General features: G+C 60.7%; 22 protein-coding genes. 11 read left to right on the forward strand and 11 right to left on the reverse strand.

Going from position 1 to position 19,898, the window contains the following annotated elements:
* The first annotated feature begins 229 nt into the window (after positions 1 to 229).
* Positions 230 to 1,117 (forward strand): threonine/homoserine exporter RhtA, encoded by an 888-nt coding sequence (gene rhtA, locus M2396_RS18770; RefSeq protein WP_188035688.1) that lies wholly within the window; start codon positions 230 to 232, stop codon positions 1,115 to 1,117.
* 187 nt (positions 1,118 to 1,304) lie between these two features.
* Positions 1,305 to 1,586, forward strand: a complete 282-nt coding sequence (locus M2396_RS18775) for a hypothetical protein (protein WP_101318332.1) — start codon at positions 1,305 to 1,307, stop codon at positions 1,584 to 1,586.
* Between the two features lie 51 nt (positions 1,587 to 1,637).
* On the opposite strand, the gene M2396_RS18780 is transcribed toward M2396_RS18775, so the two are convergent.
* Both M2396_RS18780 and M2396_RS18785 read right to left on the reverse strand, forming a co-directional pair.
* Positions 1,638 to 3,446 (reverse strand): aminopeptidase P family protein, encoded by a 1,809-nt coding sequence (locus M2396_RS18780; RefSeq protein WP_188035687.1) that lies wholly within the window; start codon positions 3,444 to 3,446, stop codon positions 1,638 to 1,640.
* Between the two features lie 97 nt (positions 3,447 to 3,543).
* Complete coding sequence (locus tag M2396_RS18785; protein ID WP_262500026.1) at positions 3,544 to 3,885, reverse strand: antibiotic biosynthesis monooxygenase; 342 nt, start codon at positions 3,883 to 3,885, stop codon at positions 3,544 to 3,546.
* A 122-nt stretch (positions 3,886 to 4,007) separates the two neighbouring features.
* On the opposite strand from M2396_RS18785, the gene soxR reads away from it, so the two are divergent.
* Positions 4,008 to 4,481: a redox-sensitive transcriptional activator SoxR gene (gene soxR, locus M2396_RS18790; RefSeq protein ID WP_150569649.1), complete on the forward strand. Its 474-nt coding sequence runs from the start codon at positions 4,008 to 4,010 to the stop codon at positions 4,479 to 4,481.
* A 75-nt stretch (positions 4,482 to 4,556) separates the two neighbouring features.
* Positions 4,557 to 5,114, forward strand: coding sequence for a cysteine hydrolase family protein (locus M2396_RS18795; RefSeq protein ID WP_259077263.1), 558 nt, complete (start codon positions 4,557 to 4,559; stop codon positions 5,112 to 5,114).
* 3 nt (positions 5,115 to 5,117) lie between these two features.
* Here the strand turns inward: M2396_RS18795 and M2396_RS18800 are convergent, their stop codons facing one another.
* Complete coding sequence (locus M2396_RS18800) at positions 5,118 to 5,681, reverse strand: helix-turn-helix domain-containing protein (protein WP_150569826.1); 564 nt, start codon at positions 5,679 to 5,681, stop codon at positions 5,118 to 5,120.
* Between the two features lie 81 nt (positions 5,682 to 5,762).
* Between M2396_RS18800 and M2396_RS18805 the strand changes: the two genes are divergently transcribed.
* The 7 genes from M2396_RS18805 to M2396_RS18835 all read left to right on the forward strand — a co-directional run bounded on the left by M2396_RS18805 (position 5,763) and on the right by M2396_RS18835 (position 12,915).
* Positions 5,763 to 6,707: a DMT family transporter gene (locus M2396_RS18805; protein ID WP_259077264.1), complete on the forward strand. Its 945-nt coding sequence runs from the start codon at positions 5,763 to 5,765 to the stop codon at positions 6,705 to 6,707.
* A gap of 150 nt (positions 6,708 to 6,857) precedes the next feature.
* On the forward strand, positions 6,858 to 9,773 hold the full coding sequence (locus M2396_RS18810) for a monovalent cation/H+ antiporter subunit A (RefSeq protein WP_150569652.1): 2,916 nt from the start codon (positions 6,858 to 6,860) through the stop codon (positions 9,771 to 9,773).
* On the forward strand, positions 9,773 to 10,117 hold the full coding sequence (locus M2396_RS18815) for a Na+/H+ antiporter subunit C (RefSeq protein ID WP_043213881.1): 345 nt from the start codon (positions 9,773 to 9,775) through the stop codon (positions 10,115 to 10,117). Before M2396_RS18810 ends, M2396_RS18815 begins: the two co-directional genes overlap by 1 nt.
* On the forward strand, positions 10,114 to 11,793 hold the full coding sequence (locus tag M2396_RS18820) for a monovalent cation/H+ antiporter subunit D (RefSeq protein ID WP_103436804.1): 1,680 nt from the start codon (positions 10,114 to 10,116) through the stop codon (positions 11,791 to 11,793). Before M2396_RS18815 ends, M2396_RS18820 begins: the two co-directional genes overlap by 4 nt.
* The gene (locus M2396_RS18825) at positions 11,790 to 12,278 is read left to right on the forward strand and encodes a Na+/H+ antiporter subunit E (RefSeq protein ID WP_150569654.1); all 489 of its coding nucleotides are present in this window, start codon (positions 11,790 to 11,792) and stop codon (positions 12,276 to 12,278) included. Before M2396_RS18820 ends, M2396_RS18825 begins: the two co-directional genes overlap by 4 nt.
* Entirely contained in the window at positions 12,275 to 12,553 is a 279-nt protein-coding gene (locus M2396_RS18830) for a K+/H+ antiporter subunit F (protein WP_101318314.1), read from the forward strand. The genes M2396_RS18825 and M2396_RS18830 overlap by 4 nt, the downstream gene beginning before the upstream one ends.
* The gene (locus tag M2396_RS18835) at positions 12,550 to 12,915 is read left to right on the forward strand and encodes a Na+/H+ antiporter subunit G (protein WP_220633363.1); all 366 of its coding nucleotides are present in this window, start codon (positions 12,550 to 12,552) and stop codon (positions 12,913 to 12,915) included. Before M2396_RS18830 ends, M2396_RS18835 begins: the two co-directional genes overlap by 4 nt.
* A 24-nt stretch (positions 12,916 to 12,939) precedes the next feature.
* Here the strand turns inward: M2396_RS18835 and M2396_RS18840 are convergent, their stop codons facing one another.
* From M2396_RS18840 to pqqA, 8 genes are all read right to left on the reverse strand, one after another.
* Positions 12,940 to 13,149 (reverse strand): hypothetical protein, encoded by a 210-nt coding sequence (locus tag M2396_RS18840; protein ID WP_101318310.1) that lies wholly within the window; start codon positions 13,147 to 13,149, stop codon positions 12,940 to 12,942.
* On the reverse strand, positions 13,146 to 13,613 hold the full coding sequence (locus M2396_RS18845; RefSeq protein WP_150569657.1) for a hypothetical protein: 468 nt from the start codon (positions 13,611 to 13,613) through the stop codon (positions 13,146 to 13,148). The genes M2396_RS18840 and M2396_RS18845 overlap by 4 nt, the downstream gene beginning before the upstream one ends.
* A gap of 509 nt (positions 13,614 to 14,122) precedes the next feature.
* Positions 14,123 to 14,317 carry a hypothetical protein gene (locus M2396_RS18850; RefSeq protein WP_103436799.1) on the reverse strand — a complete coding sequence of 65 codons (195 nt, stop codon included), beginning with the start codon at positions 14,315 to 14,317 and terminating at the stop codon, positions 14,123 to 14,125.
* Between the two features lie 117 nt (positions 14,318 to 14,434).
* Positions 14,435 to 16,042 carry a methyl-accepting chemotaxis protein gene (locus M2396_RS18855; RefSeq protein WP_259077267.1) on the reverse strand — a complete coding sequence of 536 codons (1,608 nt, stop codon included), beginning with the start codon at positions 16,040 to 16,042 and terminating at the stop codon, positions 14,435 to 14,437.
* A 194-nt stretch (positions 16,043 to 16,236) separates the two neighbouring features.
* Positions 16,237 to 16,641 (reverse strand): TraR/DksA family transcriptional regulator, encoded by a 405-nt coding sequence (locus tag M2396_RS18860; protein WP_101318304.1) that lies wholly within the window; start codon positions 16,639 to 16,641, stop codon positions 16,237 to 16,239.
* A 207-nt stretch (positions 16,642 to 16,848) separates the two neighbouring features.
* Positions 16,849 to 18,516, reverse strand: a complete 1,668-nt coding sequence (locus tag M2396_RS18865) for a NahK/ErcS family hybrid sensor histidine kinase/response regulator (protein ID WP_103436797.1) — start codon at positions 18,514 to 18,516, stop codon at positions 16,849 to 16,851.
* On the reverse strand, positions 18,500 to 19,663 hold the full coding sequence (gene ercA / locus M2396_RS18870; RefSeq protein WP_259077268.1) for an alcohol dehydrogenase-like regulatory protein ErcA: 1,164 nt from the start codon (positions 19,661 to 19,663) through the stop codon (positions 18,500 to 18,502). The genes M2396_RS18865 and ercA overlap by 17 nt, the downstream gene beginning before the upstream one ends.
* A 127-nt stretch (positions 19,664 to 19,790) precedes the next feature.
* Complete coding sequence (gene pqqA, locus M2396_RS18875) at positions 19,791 to 19,862, reverse strand: pyrroloquinoline quinone precursor peptide PqqA (RefSeq protein WP_009394664.1); 72 nt, start codon at positions 19,860 to 19,862, stop codon at positions 19,791 to 19,793.
* Positions 19,863 to 19,898 lie beyond the last annotated feature (36 nt).

Consider the following 19,898-nt stretch of genomic DNA (forward strand, 5'->3'; position numbering starts at 1 on the left):
GATCGAAGCCCTTGCAGCACCTCTGAAACTTCTAACTCTTTGAAACTCAAGGAGTTTTCCGTTCCAACTACGCTGGAAGTGGGGCGCATTATAAGGGCTCACAGGAATGCGTCAAGCGTTAATTCATCGCCTGACATCAAAGATCACTCTGCACAGCGTGCTTGCGACAAATCGAGCAACCTGCGCACTATAGTGCGCATCGCGCCCACCACAGGATCCCTGCCGAATCATGAGCACCACGCCCCGCAGCATGGCCACCACGTTGTTCCCGATTGGCCTGCTATTAATAGCCATGGCATCCATCCAGTCAGGCGCATCCCTGGCCAAGGGAATGTTCCCCTTGATCGGCGCCCAGGGCACCACCACCCTGCGCCTGGTTTTTGCCAGCGTGATCATGCTGCTCATCCTGCGCCCATGGCGGGCACGCATGGACAGCAGCAGCTGGCGCAATGTGCTGATCTACGGGATGGCATTGGGCGGGATGAACCTGCTCTTCTATATGTCGCTGCGCACAGTGCCACTGGGCATCGCCGTGGCACTGGAATTCACAGGTCCACTAGCGGTGGCCATTTTTGCCTCGCGCCGCGCCATCGACTTTCTCTGGATTGCGCTGGCAATTGCAGGCTTGCTCTTGCTGATACCAGTTGGGCAAAGTGCAAGCGCTGTTGACCTGGTTGGCGCCAGCTACGCACTTGGTGCCGGCGTGTGCTGGGCGTTGTACATCCTTTATGGGCAAAAGGCCGGCGCCGAGCACGGCGTGCAGACAGCCGCACTCGGTGTCGTGATCGCCGCCTTGTTCGTTGCGCCGATCGGTGTCATTCATGCAGGCACCGCACTCCTCAACCCGGCACTGCTGCCTATCGCCCTCGGCGTGGCAGTGTTATCAACGGCCCTCCCCTACAGCCTGGAGATGGTTGCATTGACCCGAATGCCAGCGCGCACGTTCGGGACTTTGATGAGTATCGAGCCAGCCTTTGGTGCGCTGTCGGGCTTACTATTCCTCGGCGAGAAGCTCACCTCTGGGCAGTGGCTGGCTATCGCTGCGATCATCACCGCTTCTGCTGGAGCCACGCTGACAATGCGCAAGGAACGTACACCGGCGGTCGTCGCCGACTGAATTGAGAAATATTTTCATTTGCCGTGTTTAGCGGTTGTACCGACCCGCAGGCCTGATTAAGCTGTCACAAAATCATAATCTCTACGCTATCTACTGTGCCGAACACGGACGCTGAGGTAAATTCAGGAAGAATCAGGCGAGGACGATGGGAGCAGGCATGCAGTCGCCCCCACATTTAAGGACAGGCATGAAACGTATTTTGCTCATCCTGGCTGTAATGGCCATCGCAGGGTGTGCCGCCACCGCACAGACCGAAGTCAAGCGCGGGAAAAAGGGTTTACACATCAATTGCTCCGGCCTTTCCTCTTCGTGGGAAAAGTGCAATGCCAAGGCGGCCAGTGCGTGCAGCACTCGCGGCTATAGAGTAGTGGCCCGCTCGGGCGATACTGATGAAGAACCGGGTGACTACCTGTTCGGAATCAACCCGGCTGGCTATACCAGCCGCAGCATGATCGTCATCTGCAAGTAATAACGCTGAAGGGTAGCCAAATGGCTGCCCTTTTTACGTTGGAGCGCAGACTCAGACAGCCACCGTACGATCTCGCAACCACTGCAGTGCAGAACCCGCCAGCAGAGGTGCCAGCCGCTCGCAGACATGGGCGTGATACTGGTTGAGCCAGCGCCTTTCCTCATCATTGAGCCGTTCGACCAGCAGGCAACGTATATCGATCGGACATAGGGTCAAAGTCTCGAACGCAAGGAAGTCGCCGAACTCGCTCTTGCCCGCAGCGCGATTGACCACCAGATTTTCGATCCGTACGCCCCACTTGCCTGGGCGATAGGTGCCAGGCTCGATCGAACTGATCATGCCCTCCTGCATCGCCGTTTGCGGCAACGCCTGGGCCTGATAGGCAATGACCTGCGGCCCTTCATGCACATTCATGAAGTAGCCGACGCCGTGGCCAGTGCCATGGCCGTAATCGACCTGATCAGCCCAGAGCGGCGCCCGCGCAATTGCATCCAGCAACGGAGACAAGATGCCGCGCGGGAAACTCGCTCGCGACAACGCGATCATGCCTTTGAGCACGCGAGTGCAATCCTCACGCTGTGCCCGGGTCGGCTGACCTACCGGGACCATCCGGGTAATGTCGGTAGTGCCGCCCAGGTACTGGCCGCCCGAATCGATCAACAGCAGCCCGTCGCCCTTGATTACCGCATGGGACTGCTCGGTAGCACGGTAGTGCGGCATGGCGCCATTGGCATTGAAAGCGGCAATGGTCGAGAAGCTCAGTGAAACATAGCCAGGTCGCTGCGCTCGCGCTGCAGTCAGGCGCTCGTCGATGGTCAACTCGGTGATCTGTTGCTTGCCAAGGTTGGCCTCGAACCAGGCAAAAAATTCGCAGAGCGCCGCCCCGTCCTGCTCCATGACCTGACGAACATGCGCCAGTTCAGCATCGCTCTTGCGCGACTTGCTCAACGACGTCGGGTTGATCTGCTCGAGCAGCTTCACCTGAGCCCCGAGCCGACCAACCAGGCCACAGGTGACCCGAGCCGGATCGATCAACACAGTGCTGCCATCCGTAATCGAGGCGAGCAAGCGCCCTGTCTGGTGGTAGTCCTGCAGCTCGACACCGTCGGCCGTCAGCGCCTGACGCAGTTGGGCATCGACTTTGTTCAGGTCGACGAACAGCACCGCCTGCTGCTGACCAATCCATGCAAATGCGACGAACACCGGGTTATAGGAAACATCACTGCCACGCAGATTGAACAACCAGGCGATATCATCCAGAGTGGCAATGAAATGCCAATCGGCACCTTTGCTGCTCAAGGTGCTGCGCAGCGCGGCCAGTTTTTCCGCTCGGGTGGCTGTGGCCTGGGGCGGCAAGTGCTCGTAGATTGGAGCAGCCGGCAGCGCCGGGCGTGTCCCCCAGACCTGATCAAGCAAATCCTTGTCAGTCACCAACCGTATTCCGTTGGCCTGCAAACTCTGCTGAAGTTGCCGAGACGCGGTCAAGGACAGCACAGCGCCGTCAACGGCAACCGTCGCCTGCGGCTGAAGATTGCTGCCGAGCCAATCGAACGGGCCCGCACTACCTGGCATCAGCTTCATCAATTCTATGCCGCTGCCGGCGAGTTCGTTTGCAGCCTGCTCCCAGTAACGGCTGTCTACCCACAACCCAGCGAAGTCCGCCAGAACCACCAATGTACCCACCGAACCATGAAAACCAGACAGCCACTGACGACCCTGCCAGTGGCCCGGCAGGTACTCGGACAGGTGCGGGTCTGCCGATGGCACCAACAGCGCGTCCACGCCTTCGCTGGCCATGACCTCGCGCACACGGGCGAGACGCGTCGGCACGTTCTGCTGCAACTGGGACTGGCTATTCATGTCATGCACACTCCTGCGATAGCGACTTCATCGGCGATCAAGCCGTTGATAATGGAGCAGCCTCCCGTCACTCGCAATCGGCACAGGTAACAGATGATTAGCGTTGGCTATCAGCGACCGCGCCAACCTCACAATGCAGGCCGCCATCATTACCGCGTACCAGACTTCGCACAGCTTGGTACGCGGCGAAGTTGACACTTCTGGCCTGATGCTGCTGAAGCAGCTCGAGGAATGGCTCATCAGTGAAATAGCCGCAGGCCGCTTGCCACTGTTCACGGGTCTGCCACTGCAAATGTTGCAGGACCCGACAGCCGTCATCGCTGGCTTGAACGCTTACCCTCAGCAATGCCGGCCAGCGCGTGGCCAGTTGCTCGCTGCGCAACACCAGCGCGTTGGCCAGAGCAGCCTGACGGCTAGCCGGCACTTCATATTCGATCATTTGGGTAAACCATAGGGAATGCATCGCAGCGGCCACAGGCTATCTCCTTTATGCAGTACTTGCAGTCATCATGGCCGGCAGGGTAAAACCTCGAGTTAAGTCAAGGTCAAGGATTAATTAGCATGCCTGCCCCCCCTACTAGGGAAGCCGAGCGCCAGCTCAGCGTTGGCCAATTGGCCAGCCGCAGCGGTGTCGCGGTTACCGCCCTGCACTTCTACGAAACCAAGGGGTTGATCCAAAGCAGCCGCAACGCCGGCAATCAACGCCGCTACCCGCGTGCGATGCTGCGCCGGGTGGCGGTGATCAAGATGGCCCAGCGTCTGGGCATCCCGCTAGCCACCATCGCCAAAGCGCTATCCAGCCTGCCGCTGGACCATACCCCGAATGCAGCTGACTGGCAGCGCCTGTCGGCCGGGTGGCGAGACGATCTCAGCCAGCGCATCGCAGAGTTGACTCTGCTGCGCGACCAACTGGACGGCTGCATAGGCTGCGGCTGCATGTCGCTGAAGGAGTGCCCGCTGCGCAACAATCACGATCATCTGGCGCTTGGCGGCCCTGGGCCGCATCCGTCAGAGCCGCTAACAACATTGCTGTAAGTTTCGGTATCGCACCTGCCAGGCAATTCGCATCTATAACTAGTGTTCAACCTGGCACCCGCCGCAGGAGGCAGCATGAGCAAACAAGCACTGGTCGTTATCGATATCCAGAAAGACTACTTTCCAGGAGGCAAGTGGTCCCTCGACGGCGCTGATGCGGCCGCCGACAACGCAGCGTTGCTGCTCAATGCAGCGCGCAAGCGCGGCGACCTGATCGTGCATGTTCGCCATGAATTTGCCAGCGCCGACGCGCCATTCTTTGCGCCGGGCTCAGCCGGAGCCGAAATTCACCCCAAGGCTGCTCCCCTCGGTGATGAGCCGTTGCTGCTCAAACAACAGGTCAATGCCTTCCAGGAGACCGGCCTGAAAGAACTGCTTGATGAGCATGCAGTGCAAGCCATGACGATTGTCGGCAGCATGAGCCACATGTGCATCGATGCTGCAGTGCGCGCTGCCGCCGATTTTGGCTACAGCGTCACAGTCGCCCATGATGCGTGCGCCACACGAGCGCTGGAATTCAATGGCCAGGAAGTGCCAGCCGCTCAGGTGCATGCAGCGTTCATGGCCTCACTGGCATTCGCTTACGCAACGGTGCAAAACACTGAAGAATGCCTGGCGACCTACCAGCAGTGAGCTTCAGATCACCACATTGCGCACGAACCGCACGGGCAGCTCGCCGTCATTGCGATAGGCATAGCGGCGGTTGCTGGCGAAGATGTGGAACTGCCCCGTCGCCAACTGCTGGGCCTGACCTTCGATAATCAGCGTCAAGCAACCCTCGGCGATGTAGATCTGCTCGCTCCAGCCTTCGGCATCTGCCTCGCTCGCGTAGGATTCGCCAGGGGCCAGCGTCCACTCCCATAACTCCACCTCGCGCCGCGCCGGGCTACTCCCCAGTAACAAGGCTTTGCTGCCGGGATGCTCGCCGGCCCATGCCAGCTCTTCAATACGGCTCGGATCGCGCTGCTCCGGAGCCTGAATCAACTGGCTGAACGCGACTCCCAAGGCCTCGGCGATCAAGTCCAGGGTGGTCAGGCTGACGTTCTTCTCACCACCTTCGATGGCTACCAGCATGCGCCGACTGACTCCGGAGCGCTCGGCCAGGGCACTCTGGCTGAGACCCGCCGCGCCACGCAATTGGCGAATGTTCTGACTGACGTGCTGAAGCACGGAAGCGCGGTGCGTCGAGGATTTGTGCACTATATTGCTCATCGGTATGCCTTGCGCAGTATACTGCCCACTTTGCGGCGATTGTGCGCCGCCCCTGTCGAGCGTGCAACCATGAACCAAGCCCCCAGTCAGTCCAAGACCACTGTCAGTTTCCGCCTGAGCAAGGCAGAGCTGGTGCTAGTGTTCATTACCATGCTGTGGGGCGGCACTTTTCTCATCGTGCACAACGTCATGAGCGTCAGCGGCCCGATGTTCTTTGTCGGCCTGCGCTTCGCTGCGGCAGCCGTGTTCGTGGGCCTGGTCTCAGCAAGAGCATTGGCGGGCCTGACCATGCTCGAACTCAAGGCCGGCGTTTTGATCGGCATCACCATCATGCTCGGTTACGGTTTGCAGACGATGGGCCTGCAGACGATCAACAGCAGCCAGTCGGCATTCATCACCGCGCTCTACGTACCGTTCGTGCCACTATTGCAGTGGCTGGTGCTGGGCAGACGCCCCGGTTTGATGCCAAGCATCGGCATTTGCCTGGCATTTGTCGGCCTGATGCTGCTCGCCGGCCCCAGCAGTGCGGGCCTGCACTTCAGTGAAGGCGAACTGCTGACTTTGGTCAGCGCCGTGGCAATCGCCGCAGAGATCATTCTGATCAGCCGCTATGCCGGCCAGGTCGATGTACGCAGGGTGACGGTGGTGCAATTGGCCACTGCCTCGCTGCTGTCATTTGCGATGATCCTGCCGACCAGAGAATCATTGCCTGATTTTTCCTGGCTACTGCTGGCCAGCGCCCTCGGCCTGGGCCTGATGAGCGCGATCATTCAGGTGGCCATGAACTGGGCGCAAAAATCGGTATCGCCCACTCGTGCAACCCTGATCTATGCGGGCGAACCGGTGTGGGCAGGCGTAGTCGGGCGCCTCGCCGGCGAGCGTCTGCCCGGGATGGCGTTGCTTGGCGGGTTGCTGATCGTGATCGCCGTGGTCGTCAGCGAACTGAAGATCCGCCGCAGTGACCATTCTCAGCAGGCAAATAACGCGCCAGTGGACGGCGAAACCAGCCAGTAATCGAGAAAAGAACAGCTATGCTTTGTAAAAAGCTGTTATAAAAAAACTGCTTGTCACACCCCATTTGTAGGATTCTGGCACAGCTTGCGTGTTGGTGATCAACCGTTCGGCACGTATTATCCTTACCAAACTCCTCCAGATTAGGTCGCTATGTCATTGATAGTGCTATTGCTTCTGCCCTTCGTTGGCAGTTGCCTGGCGGCCGTCCTGCCGCACAACGCTAGGAACGCCGAGTCGATTCTCGCCGGGCTGGTGGCCCTCATCGGCACGGTTCAGGTAGCGCTGCTCTACCCTCAGATCGCTCACGGCGGAGTAATCCGCGAGGAGTTTCTGTGGCTGCCAAGCCTGGGCTTGAATCTGGTGCTGCGCATGGACGGCTTCGCCTGGCTGTTCTCGCTGCTGGTACTGGGCATAGGCACGCTGGTGTCGCTATATGCGCGCTACTACATGTCGCCGCAAGACCCGGTGCCGCGCTTCTTCGCGTTTTTCCTGGCGTTCATGGGCGCAATGCTCGGGCTGGTGATTTCCGGCAATCTGATCCAGCTGGTGTTCTTCTGGGAACTGACCAGTCTGTTCTCGTTCCTGCTGATCGGTTACTGGCACCACCGCGCTGATGCACGCCGCGGCGCTTATATGGCGCTGATGGTGACCGGGGCCGGGGGCCTGTGCCTGCTAGTGGGTGCCCTGCTGCTCGGCCATGTGGTCGGCAGCTATGACCTGGACAAAGTGCTCGCTGCCGGGGAAACCGTTCGCCAGCATGCGCTGTATCCAGTATTGCTGCCGCTGATACTGATTGGCGCGCTGAGCAAGAGTGCGCAGTTTCCATTCCAGTTCTGGCTGCCCCACGCCATGGCGGCGCCGACTCCGGTTTCGGCGTATCTGCACTCGGCAACCATGGTCAAGGCAGGCGTGTTCCTCATGGCTCGGCTGTGGCCAACTCTGGCTGGCACCGAGGAATGGTTCTGGATTGTCGGCGGCGCGGGTGCCATTACCCTGCTTCTGGGCGCCTTCGCAGCGATGTTTCAAAATGACCTCAAGGGCCTGCTTGCCTACTCGACCATCAGTCACCTGGGCCTGATCACCTTGCTGCTCGGCCTGAACAGCCCGCTGGCGGCAGTCGCAGCAGTGTTCCACATCCTCAACCACGCGACCTTCAAGGCGTCGCTGTTCATGGCCGCGGGCATCATCGACCATGAGAGCGGAACGCGCGATATCCGCCGTCTCAGCGGGTTGATGCGGCTGATCCCTTACACCGCGACCCTGGCCATGGTTGCCAGTGCGTCGATGGCCGGCGTGCCGTTGATGAACGGCTTCTTGTCCAAGGAAATGTTCTTCGCCGAAACGGTGTTCATTTCCTCTACCGCCTGGGTTGAAGCCACGCTGCCAGTCATCGCCACCCTCGCGGGCACCTTCAGCGTTGCCTACGCCCTGCGCTTTACCGTAGACGTATTCTTCGGCCCACCTGCCCAGGACCTGCCGCATACCCCACACGAACCACCGCGCTGGATGCGGGCACCGGTCGAGCTGCTGGTGCTGACCTGCCTGGTGGTGGGGATCTTCCCGGCCCAATCGGTCGGCCCCCTGCTCGCCGCAGCGGCGCTACCGGTGGTCGGCGGCACGCTGCCCGAGTACAGCCTGGCCATCTGGCACGGCTGGAATGCGCCACTGATCATGAGCCTGGTGGCCATGTGCGGTGGCGTGGTGCTGTACCTGCTGTTGCGCAAGCAACTGCGCCTGGGCAGGTTTCCGTATCCGCCACTGATCGAACGCTTCAATGGCAAGCGCCTGTTCGAACATGGGCTGGTCCGGTTGATGCTGATCGCGCGTCACGTGGAGGCAGCGCTGACTACCCGACGCTTGCAGAAACAACTGTTCATGCTCGTGCTGGCGGCGTTTATCGCTGGCCTGACGCCGCTGCTGTATAGCGGCCTGAGCTGGGGTGATCGACCCAAGATACCTGGCTCCGGGGTGTTTGTAGCCTTGTGGCTGATTGCTATTGCCTGCGCCATCGGGGCTGCCTGGCAGGCCAAATATCATCGTCTGGCGGCACTGACCATGGTCAGCGTCTGCGGCCTGATGACCTGCATCACCTTTGTCTGGTTCTCCGCGCCTGACCTGGCCCTGACTCAGCTGGCGGTTGAAGTCGTTACCACGGTACTGATCCTGCTCGGTCTGCGCTGGCTGCCACGCCGTATCGAAGGTGTCTCACCTCTGCCCGGCAGTCTGGAACGAGCACGCTTGCGCCGCCTGCGTGACCTGCTGTTGGCCGTGTTGGTCGGTGGCGGAATGGCTCTGCTGTCCTACTCGATGCTGACCCGGCCTACGCCCAACGATATCTCCTCGTTCTACTTGAGCCGTGCACTACCCCAGGGCGGCGGGACCAATGTGGTCAACGTGATGCTGGTGGACTTCCGCGGCTTCGATACCCTCGGCGAGATCACCGTGCTGGTTGCCGTGGCGTTGACCGTATTCGCCCTGCTGCGCCGCTTCCGCCCACCCAAGGAAAGCATGCAACTGCCGGCGCAGCAGCGCCAGCTGGCCCCGGATGTGGTTACCGACCTGATCAATCCGCGGCATGCCACCGACACGGCAATGGGCTTCATGATGGTGCCCGCGGCGTTGGTGCGGCTGTTGCTGCCGGTGGCCCTGATGGTGTCGATGTACCTGTTCATGCGCGGTCACAACCAACCTGGGGGTGGCTTCGTCGCCGGCCTGGTGATGTCGGTGGCGTTCATCCTGCAGTACATGGTGGCGGGCACCCAATGGGTGGAGGCGCAGATGAGCCTGCGGCCGCTGCGCTGGATGGGTACCGGCCTGCTCTGCGCAACGCTTACCGGCGCTGGCGCGATGCTGCTGGGTTATCCGTTCCTGACCACCCATACCGCGCACCTGCACCTGCCGTTGCTGGGTGACGTGCACGTGGCCAGTGCACTGTTCTTCGACATCGGCGTTTACAGCGTGGTGGTAGGTTCGACCTTGCTGATTCTGACGGCCTTGGCCCACCAATCAGTGCGCGCCTATCGCCCAGGCAGCGCACAGAAATCCAGCCAGACAGGAGCCGCCTGATGGAAGAAGTAATTGCAGTAGCCATCGGTGTCTTGGCCGCGTCCGGGGTCTGGCTGATCCTGCGGCCACGTACCTATCAGGTGATCATGGGGCTGTGCCTGCTGTCCTACGGGGTCAACCTGTTCATCTTCAGCATGGGCAGCCTGTTCATCGGCAAAGAGCCGATCATCAAGGAAGGCGTGACGCAAGACTTGCTGCACTACACAGACCCATTGCCACAAGCATTGGTGTTGACCGCGATCGTCATCAGCTTTGCCATGACCGCGTTGTTCCTGGTTGTGCTGCTGGCCTCGCGCGGGCTGACCGGCACTGACCACGTCGATGGCCGGGAGCGTGAAGAATGAGCTGGATGAATCAATTGATCGTCGCACCAATCCTGTTGCCGCTGGTGACAGCGGCGATAATGTTGCTGCTGGGTGAGAAACATCGCCGGATCAAGGCCCACCTCAACCTGCTGTCGAGCATCATCGGCCTGGCGATTGCGCTGACCCTGCTGAACTGGGTGCGCAGCCAAGGCCAAGCCGAGTCGATCGGTGTCTATTTGCCCGGTAACTGGTCAGCCCCATTTGGCATCGTGCTGGTGGTCGACCACCTCTCGGCATTGATGCTAAGCCTGACCGGCGTGATCGGCGTCAGCGCCCTGCTGTTCGCCCGGGCGCGCTGGGACGGCGCCGGGGCGAGTTTTCATGCGTTGTTCCAGATCCAGCTGATGGGCCTGTACGGCGCATTCCTCACCGCCGACCTGTTCAACCTGTTCGTCTTCTTCGAGGTGCTGCTGGCAGCGTCGTATGGCCTGCTCCTGCACGGTTCAGGTCGCGCTCGAGTCAAAGCCGGCTTGCACTACATCGCCATCAACCTGTTCGCCTCTTCGCTGTTTCTGGTCGGTGCAGCCATGCTCTATGGCGTCACCGGCACGCTGAACATGGCCGACCTGGCCTTGAAGATCCCGCTGGTACCTGAGGCTGATCGTGGCCTGCTGCACGCCGGCGCAGCCATTCTGGCGATGGCCTTCCTGGCCAAGGCAGGGATCTGGCCGCTGAATTTCTGGCTGGTACCGGCCTACTCCTCGGCGAGCGCACCGGTTGCCGCGCTATTCGCAATCATGACCAAGGTCGGCCTGTACGCCGTGCTGCGGCTGTGGACGTTGCTATTTTCCGGGCAAGCCGGCGCATCGGCGCACTTTGGCGGCGAATGGCTGGTCTACGGCGGCCTGGCAACCCTGGCGGTCGCCGCCGTGTCGATTCTGGCCGCACAGCGCCTGGAGCGCATGGCAGCGCTGAGCATTCTCGTTTCAGCCGGCACCTTGATGGCAGCGATAGGTTTCGGCCAGCCAATTCTGACCGGCAGCGCGCTGTTCTATTTGGTCAGCTCGACCCTGGCCCTGTGCGCGTTGTTCCTGCTGGCGGAATTGATCGAGCGCTCGCGCTCGGCCAACGAGACGCCGCTGGATGATGACGAAGGCCTGTCGCCGCCTCTGCTGGAGTCTCTGCATCCACCCAAGGGCATCAACCTGGACGATCAGCAGAAGGCGGTAATCGGTCAGATCATTCCGTGGACCATGGCATTCCTGGGTTTGAGCTTTATTGCCTGCGCGCTGTTGATCATCGGCATGCCGCCGCTGTCGGGCTTTATCGGCAAGCTGAGCCTGATCAGCGCGCTGTTCAACCCGCTGGGCTTGGGCGTTGCGCCGGAGCAGCCACTGTCGGCGGCAGGCTGGTGCCTGGTCGCGTTATTGGTGCTTTCCGGCATGGCGTCACTGATCGCCTTTGGCCGGGTTGGCATCCAGCGCTTCTGGAAGCCCGAAGAGCGCCCTTCGCCGCTGCTGCGCCGCTACGAGTGCCTGCCGATCGCTATTCTGCTCGGCCTGTGCCTGTTCCTAAGCGTCAGGGCCGAACCGCTGCTGCGCTATACCCAGGACACCGCTGCAAGCCTGCAGGCACCGCAAGCCTACATCGAGGCAGTCATGAGCTCGATGCCGATTCCTGGCCCAACCTCCTTCAACACCGAGGTGCAGCCATGAACCGTCTGTTACCCGCTCCGCTGCTGTCCATTGCGCTGTTCGCGTTGTGGCTGTTGCTGAATCTCTCGGTCAGCCCAGGCAATCTTCTGCTCGGCGCCTTGCTGGCGATTCTCGCGCCCATCCTGCTGGCCCCACTGCGCCCGCAACATGCGCACGTGAAACGGCCGTGGGTGGTTGCCAAACTGATCGGCCGTGTTGGCCTGGATGTCATCACCTCCAACCTGCACGTTGCCCGCAGCGTACTGTCGGCAAAGCGCCGGCCGCCACGATCGGCATTCGTCCACATTCCACTGGCACTGCGCGATGTACACGGCCTGGCCGCTCTGTCGATGATCACTACGGTGGTGCCCGGCACGGTCTGGTCAGAACTTGCCCTGGACCGCAGCATGCTGCTGCTGCACGTGTTCGATCTGCGTGATGAGGCGCAGTTCATCGAACACTTCAAGCACACCTATGAACGCCCGCTGATGGAGATATTCGAATGACAGGCCTGCTCGCCAACGCCATTCTCGCCAGCTTGTTCATCTTCACCATCGCCATGGCGCTGGCCTTGGTCAGGTTGTTCCGCGGCCCTTCCGCTCAGGACCGGGTCCTGGCGCTGGATTACCTGTACATCCTGGCCATGTTGATGATGCTCGTACTGGGCATTCGCTATGCCAGCGATACCTATTTCGAAGGCGCACTGCTGATTGCCTTGTTCGGCTTCGTAGGCTCATTCGCCCTGGCCAAATTCCTCCTGCGCGGTGAGGTAATAGAATGACCGAAGCTCTACAACTGCCGTTCTGGCTCGAACTCACGACCGCAGCATTACTGCTGACAGGCAGCCTGTTCGCGCTGATTGGTGCGATCGGCCTGGTGCGGCTGAAAGACTACTTCCAACGCATGCACCCGCCTGCACTGGCTTCAACTATCGGCACCTGGTGCGTGAGCCTGGCATCGATCCTGTATTTTTCATGGTTGAAGCAGGGGCCAATCGTGCATGCCTGGCTGATCCCAATTCTGCTGTCGATAACCGTGCCGGTTACCACCTTGCTACTGGCCCGCGCAGCGCTGTTTCGTAAACGTGCGGCAGGCGAAGACGTACCTGCTGAAATCAGCGGCGGCAATAACCAGGGCAATTGAGATACCCGCCAAGCCAGCCTGGGCTTAGCGATTCAAGCGCTGCAGTTCGCGCCGGACCATTGCAGCCAAGGGCGCGGGCGTAATCTCATACAACTGGCCGGCAACCCAACTCAGCCAGGCGCTGCCCATCACTGCGCGCTGGGCCAGCAGCCGCTCGGCATGCGCCTGCGCCTGTGATTCGAACTGGCGGTGAAACTCCGCCCGTCCCTGGGCAGACAAGCTATCGTCACTCACTCACTGGCCTTGAATGTGGTCAGCTCGCCCTTGCGCCACTTGGCGACCTTGCCGGTCACAGCCTTGAGCAGCTTGCCCAGGCCTTCCTGCACTTGTTGCTGGGCGGCAAAGACCAACATCACGCCCTGGCCGTTACGAAACACGATGCCCTCACCTTCCGCCACCTTGACGAAGGCATAGTCGCCGCCGTAGATATTCAGCTTGATCTCGCGAAAACGCAGCTCCAGCTTGCCACCTTCGCGACTGGGCAGAACTGCGGCGCGGAAGTGATCGCCTACCTTCAGCTCAAGCCGCTGTTTGTCATCCACCACCAATGAGCTGTCGGTGTCGATTTCGGCCATGTACAAACCGTCGGGGCTTTGCTCGGTGACATAAACGAAACGCCCGTGAAACAACTGGGCCAACTTGCCACGCAAGTCGCCCAATGCAAATAACGCATGGGTATCAAGAGTACTGACTGCCAATCTCAAATCCTCAAACAGGGTTACAAGCGCCACACCCGAATTGATCGGCGGCGCAGCCATTTCAGATCGCTGCTGAAAGACTAATGAAATAGAGCACGAGCGGCCCGTACATAACGACTACGCAGCAGGCAGGATTTTTAACCCCCGCTGTGCCAGCCAGATCCGCACACCACATTTCGGCAATTTTCCCACAACGCAGGCGTAAATGCTGACTTCAACACTGCCGGTAGACATGCAATAGATAGCGACAGGTCCCAGGCCTGACGGCCCAAGGCAACCCTCTGCGCGTTACACGGGAGAAATATGCACGAAAATACTGAAATCCGTCGAGGCCCAAGCGACATTTATTGCCTGACCAGCGCTGCAGACCGACCCAGATTTCGGGTCGTGGCTGCCGGCATCGCCTTTTTTCACGTAACCGACAGCGCTACCGGCCGGGTAAGAGGTTTTCGGCGCCGGCACAGCGATGCGTGTGAACTGGCGCGCTTTCTGGAGAGCTGAAAAGGCTTTCAGGCTGCCTGTGTTCGGCCGAGCTGGGCCTGCCAGGCAGCTTGACATTCCAGCGCCTCACGGCGACTGGCAAATGCGGTACCACGACGTTCGCCATTCACCAGCACGACCCAGCAGACCCGCAGGCCACGCGCCTGCAATGCTGCCGGCACACCGGAGCCGATCATCACTGCGACATCGATCTGGCTATTCATCATCCCCTCCGGAATTTAATTAGCAACCTAACGATGTAGCCATGATACGCATCAACCGAAACTACAAACAGCGCGGCCCTGGTACATCTGTGTTGCATCAGCGGCAATAAACTCCGTTCAGTTCATACCAGGCTCGGGCTTGTAGCCCAGACGCAGGCCGCCCCAGTGTCTACCGTTGATGAACAGCGGCACCGACAGGTCATGCATGAGTTCACCGGTATCGCGGCTGTAGGTTTGCAACAGCAACCGCTGCTGATGGTTGCCACAGCGGATACCGGTGCGGTCGTCGAACTTGCGCTTGCTTCGGTTGTGCGCGGTGTCATGCAGCGGGTCGCCGGTCAAGGGCAGGTTGAACGCCGCGTTGTGCGTCGGTACATAGCCCTCGCCAGTGCAGGCAATCGCGTAGACCAGCCCCTCATGCTGGGCCAGCAGCGGCTCCTGCAATTGCGGCAGCACCGCATCGGTGTACTGGTCAAAGCGGGTAGTGAAGCGCGGCGGCTGCATGCTCGGGATGGGTTGGTAGCGCCGGTCGAACAGCGCTTCTTCGCTAATCAGACCTTGCTCGATATCCTGCTCAAAGCGGGCAGCGATACTCCGCGCGCCCTGCTCGGCAAGCGCAAAAATGCGCTGGTGATAGTCATCCAGGCCAACTTCGGCCAGCCGCTCGCTAAGCGCCTCCGCTTGTCGTTCCATATGCACCGCTGCCTGGGCAAGACTGCGCGTTTGCCCATCGCTGAGTTCCAGATCAGTGCGCACCTGCCCAACCGCCTGGAACAGGTTATCCAGTTGTTGCTGGTTGATCTGGGTGCCCTCGGCGATCTCGTCAACCTGCAGCTCCACAGAGGCCGCCAGCTTGGCGATCAAGGTCAATTGCTCGCCTGTTTGCTCGACCTGAACCAGGTCAGCACTCAAATCCCCGGCCAGACTACGAATCTGCTCGACCACCTCAGCGGTGCGGGCCTGAATATCGGCGACCATCGCGCCCACTTCGCCGGTAGCGGCTGCGGTTCGCCCGGCCAGGCCGCGCACTTCATCGGCAACCACTGCAAAACCACGCCCGTGCTCGCCTGCCCTGGCCGCCTCGATCGCCGCGTTGAGCGCGAGCAGGTTGGTCTGGCTAGCGATGGCCTGGATCACCAAGGTGACCCGAGCGATATCTTCGCTGCGCTGGTGCAGGGCTTCGATCAACTCGCGGCTGGCCGTGGCCCGGGCGCTTAACTGGTGCATGCGCTGGATCGACTCGGCCAGTACCTGCTGCCCTGCCGCGCTGCTGGAATGTGCTGAACGGGCCGCCTGCAACGCCTGCTGGCTGAGCTGAGAGGTGGCTTTCTCGGTACCGATCATGATCTGTGCACTGTCAACGATCTGATCGGCGGCGCCCAGCTGTGACTGCAACCGAGTGGCCAACTGTTGTACCGAAAAAGCCATGGAGGCGGCAGACAAGGCGTTACGGCTGGTGCTGCGCGCCAGGGTTTGGGTCAGCTCATTGTGCGCCGGTGAAGACGGCGCGACGTTTCCTGGCTGGGCTGCCTTGCGGCGCCAGCCCGGTAACCAGAGCACCAACAATGCCAGCGGCAGGGCCAGATAGAACGCCAACTGAGCAAACGCCATGGCGGCCAGCACGGCAGCCAGCGCTGCCCCCTGCAACACGGCAATTCCTGGCAGGACCGGGCGTTTTGCGGGTTGCGGCATGTCACAGGTGGGCACAGATCCGTCACGCATCATGTTGAGGGTCCATCCTCTAGGGCATTATTACCCCATTAAACGCCACTATAACGCCACTATCTATACTTCCTTCGGTTTAACGAGCACAGACTTGATGCAGAGCAACCATCAAGGCGCCCCGCAATCAAGGTAGCGCAGAACAAATGCAAAAAGCCCCAGGGATCGCTCCGTGGGGCCATGCATGCTGCGATCGATCAGATCTGGCGCTGGTGGCGACCGATCTGTTCGTGGCGCTCTTGCGCTTCGATGCAGTACTTGGTGGTCGGGCTGATCAGCAGACGCTGCAGGCCAATCGCCTCGCCACTGTCTTCGCACCAGCCAAAATCACCGTCGCCAATACGACCGAGGGCCATCTCCAGCTGCGGCAGCAGGCGCTGATCGCGCTCGATACCGTTGACCAGCCAGTGACGCTCTTCCTCGACCGACGCCACGTCGGCAGGATCCGAAGGGGTATCCAGGCTCTCGATGGTGATGCGGCTCTGTTCGATGCGCTCGTGGGTTTCTACCTTCATCGCTTGCAGCAGCTGGGTGAAGAACTCCAGCTGAGCAGCGTTCATGTAGTCATCGGCCGACATGGCCAGCAACTGTTCCTTGGTCATCGATTTCTCTATGAAAAAATGTGCATTGGGCGATTCGGGTGTCGCTCAGGCCAGTGCCTGCGCAACAGAATTCTTCAAGCGCCAACCGGCACTCTTTTACAGGGGGCGGCAGTCTAAGGCGCCAAGGCGCAACGGGCAACAGGGATTACCGGGCAATTGTCTGAAATGATGTACAAGGTGCACTAGTATCCCCTGCTCCAGCCACAGTCACTGTGCTAGCAATTGGCTGAGCACAGCGCGCAGCTTGCCTGGCTTGACCGGTTTGTTCAGCAGCGGTGCCTTCAGCCGCTGCATGGCCCTCCGGCTCTGCTCGCTGCGATCAGCCGTAATCATCACCGCCGGAATCGTGCAGGCGAAGTGCGCCCTGAGGTCGCGAACAACATGGCAACCCGTCAGGCCTTGATCAAGGTGAAAATCCGCCAGCACCAGTTCCGGTGGCCGCCCCTGCAGGACTTGCAGCGATTCATGCAGATCCCCTGCGGTCAACACCTCGCAGCCCCACTGGCCGAGCAGTGCCGCCATGCTCTGGCGGATACTCAGCTCGTTGTCCAGCACCAGCAGGCGCCGCCCAGGCAAAGGGTCGCCGACACTAGCCTGCGTAATCGGCAGGCTCGCTGGCGCCGGCTCCTGACTGGAGATAGGCACCTCGATGCTGAACACCGAACCGCGGTCCGGCCAGGAACGTACGCCGATCTTGCACTCAAGGATACGTGCGATCCGCTCGACGATTGCCAGCCCCAGCCCGACACCTTTGCGGTCGGCAGCCCGGCCGACATCCAGCTGGTTGAATTCGAGAAAGATTGACTGCAAGCGCTCGGCGGCGATGCCACGGCCGCTGTCCCAGACTTCGATGCTCAGCTTGTCACCGCGCCGCCGCCAGCCCAGCAGCACCCGCCCCTGCTCGGTGTAACGGCAGGCATTGCTGAGAAAGTTGCGCAGTATCCGCGTCAGCAGGCGCAAATCGGTGCGTATCACCGGCGGACCACCACGCACCCGCAGCGACAGCCCGGCAGCCTCGGCAACCGGCTGAAACTCCGACTCCAGCGGTAACAGCAGATCATCAAGTCGATAACAGTCGAAATCGGGCTGGATGGTCGCGTGATCCAGGCGGGAGATATCCAGCAGGTCGCTGAGCAAGTCTTCAGCGCCTTCCAGTGCCTGGTGCGCACGCTCGACCAGCAGGCCTTCGGCTGCGGCCAGGTCGCGTTCGCGCAAGGTCGAAATCAACAACCTGGCGGCATTCAACGGCTGCAGCAAATCGTGGCTGGCCGCAGCAAGGTACTTGTCCTTGCTCAGGTTGGCAGCCTGCGCAGCGTCGCGCGCCTCGATCAGCTCATTGGTGCGCTCGGCAACCCGCTGTTCAAGCTGGTCATTGAGCTGCTGCAGGCGTGCCTGAGCCTGCTTGCGCTCGGTGATATCCGCCACGAAACCTTCGACCACGCCGGGTTCGTCCGGACGCGACAGCAGGTTCATGAGCACATCGACGCTGCTGCCATCACGGCGGCGCAGGCGGGTCTCATAGGCCAGCAAAGCGCGCTCGCGCTGGAGGGTGGCGACGATCTCGGCCAACTCATCGGTGCCCCGATCGAACAGCAAGCTGGCCAGATCGCTGCGCGAGAACAGCAACGCCTGCGCGTGGTCGTAGCCGAGCATGCGCGCAAGCGCCGGATTGGCTGCGCGCATGCCGTCTTCCAGGCTGGCCTGAAAGATGCCGTGCACGGCGTGCTCGAACAGCCAGGTGTAGCGATTGCGCTCCGCCTCGAGCTCTTCCAGGCGCACCGCCAGCTCAGGGTAGTGGCTCTTGCGCACCGTGTGGTTGGACAACCCCAATAATCCGGCCAGGGCATCGGCGCCAGGCTCAGAGGGCCTCGCCATAGACCACCTCGACATCTCGCAGGCTCGAGCTGCGCGGGTTGGTCAGAATGCACGGATCGCCCATCGCGTGGCGCGACAGGAACGGGATATCGCTGCTGCCGACGCCATGCAGGCCGAGGGTTTCGTGGAAGCCCACCGCATGCTTCAACGCGATCAGGTGATCGACCAGACGCTTGCGCACCTGTTCATGATTGAGCCCACGACAATCAATCCCCAGCGTCTGCGCAATCACCTTGAAGCGCTCTGGCGCCGCACTGTAATTGAACGCCACCACATGCTCGACCAGCACCGCATTGCATAACCCATGGGGCAGGTCGAGAAAACCGCCAAGGCTGTGCGACATGGCGTGCACGGCGCCAAGAATGGCATTGGAAAACGCCAGACCCGCCTGCATGCTGCCGAGCATGACCTTTTCACGCAGGCCAATATCGTTGGGGCTGGCGATCATCTGCACCAGATTGCCGTTGATCAGGCGCATCGCCTCCAGCGCATGCGGGTCGGTCAGCGGGCCATGGCCGGTCGACACGAACGCCTCGATGGCATGCACCAGGGCGTCAATGCCGGTGCAGGCAGATAAAAACGGGTCCATGCTCAGGGTTGTTTCCGGATCGATCAACGACACGTCTGGCACCACGGCCTTGCTGACGATGGAAAACTTCATCCGTTGCTGCTGGTTGGAAATAATCACGAACTGCGACACATCCGCTGAGGTGCCTGCTGTTGTAGGGATCAAAATAAGCGGCGGGCTTGGCACGCGAATGGTGTCGACCCCTTCGAATTCGAGGATATGCCGGCCGTGGGCGACGACGATGCCGATGCCCTTGGCGCAGTCCATAGGGCTGCCGCCACCGACGGCGACGATCACGTCGCACTGTTCGCTGCGGTAGCGCTCGGCGCCGGCCATCACTTCTTCAACACGAGGATTAGGCGAGACATCGGTATGCAGGCAGTAGTCGATACCCTGCCCCTGAAGACTGGCCTCGACGTCGGCGACCCAGCCGGCAGCCAGCACGCCGGGGTCACTGACCAGCAGTACCTTGCGCGCGCCGAAGGTCCGCGCATAGTTGGCAACGTGATGCCTGCAGCCGGCACCAAAAATGATTTCCGGGGAAACGAACTTGCGCAACTGGCTCGGATTCGCGCTCATGCAACGCCTATTGTTCTTTTGAGGGTGAAGCTCAGCCTAAAGCATCTTGAAGGGTTTGCAATCGGATCGGCGCGCCCTCGCAGCGGCCTGCTATCGCGGAAAGGGCCGCGTAGCGGCCCCAGAAGATTCAGCGGTTGGCGAAATACATCGTGACTTCAAAACCAATACGCAGATCAGTGAACGCGGGCTTTTTCCACATGGGTTCATCCTCTTCTGGCACCACAGGATTGCGGTG

It is taken from the genome of Pseudomonas sp. BIGb0278 (genome assembly GCF_024809895.1).
Taxonomy (GTDB): domain Bacteria; phylum Pseudomonadota; class Gammaproteobacteria; order Pseudomonadales; family Pseudomonadaceae; genus Aquipseudomonas; species Aquipseudomonas shirazensis.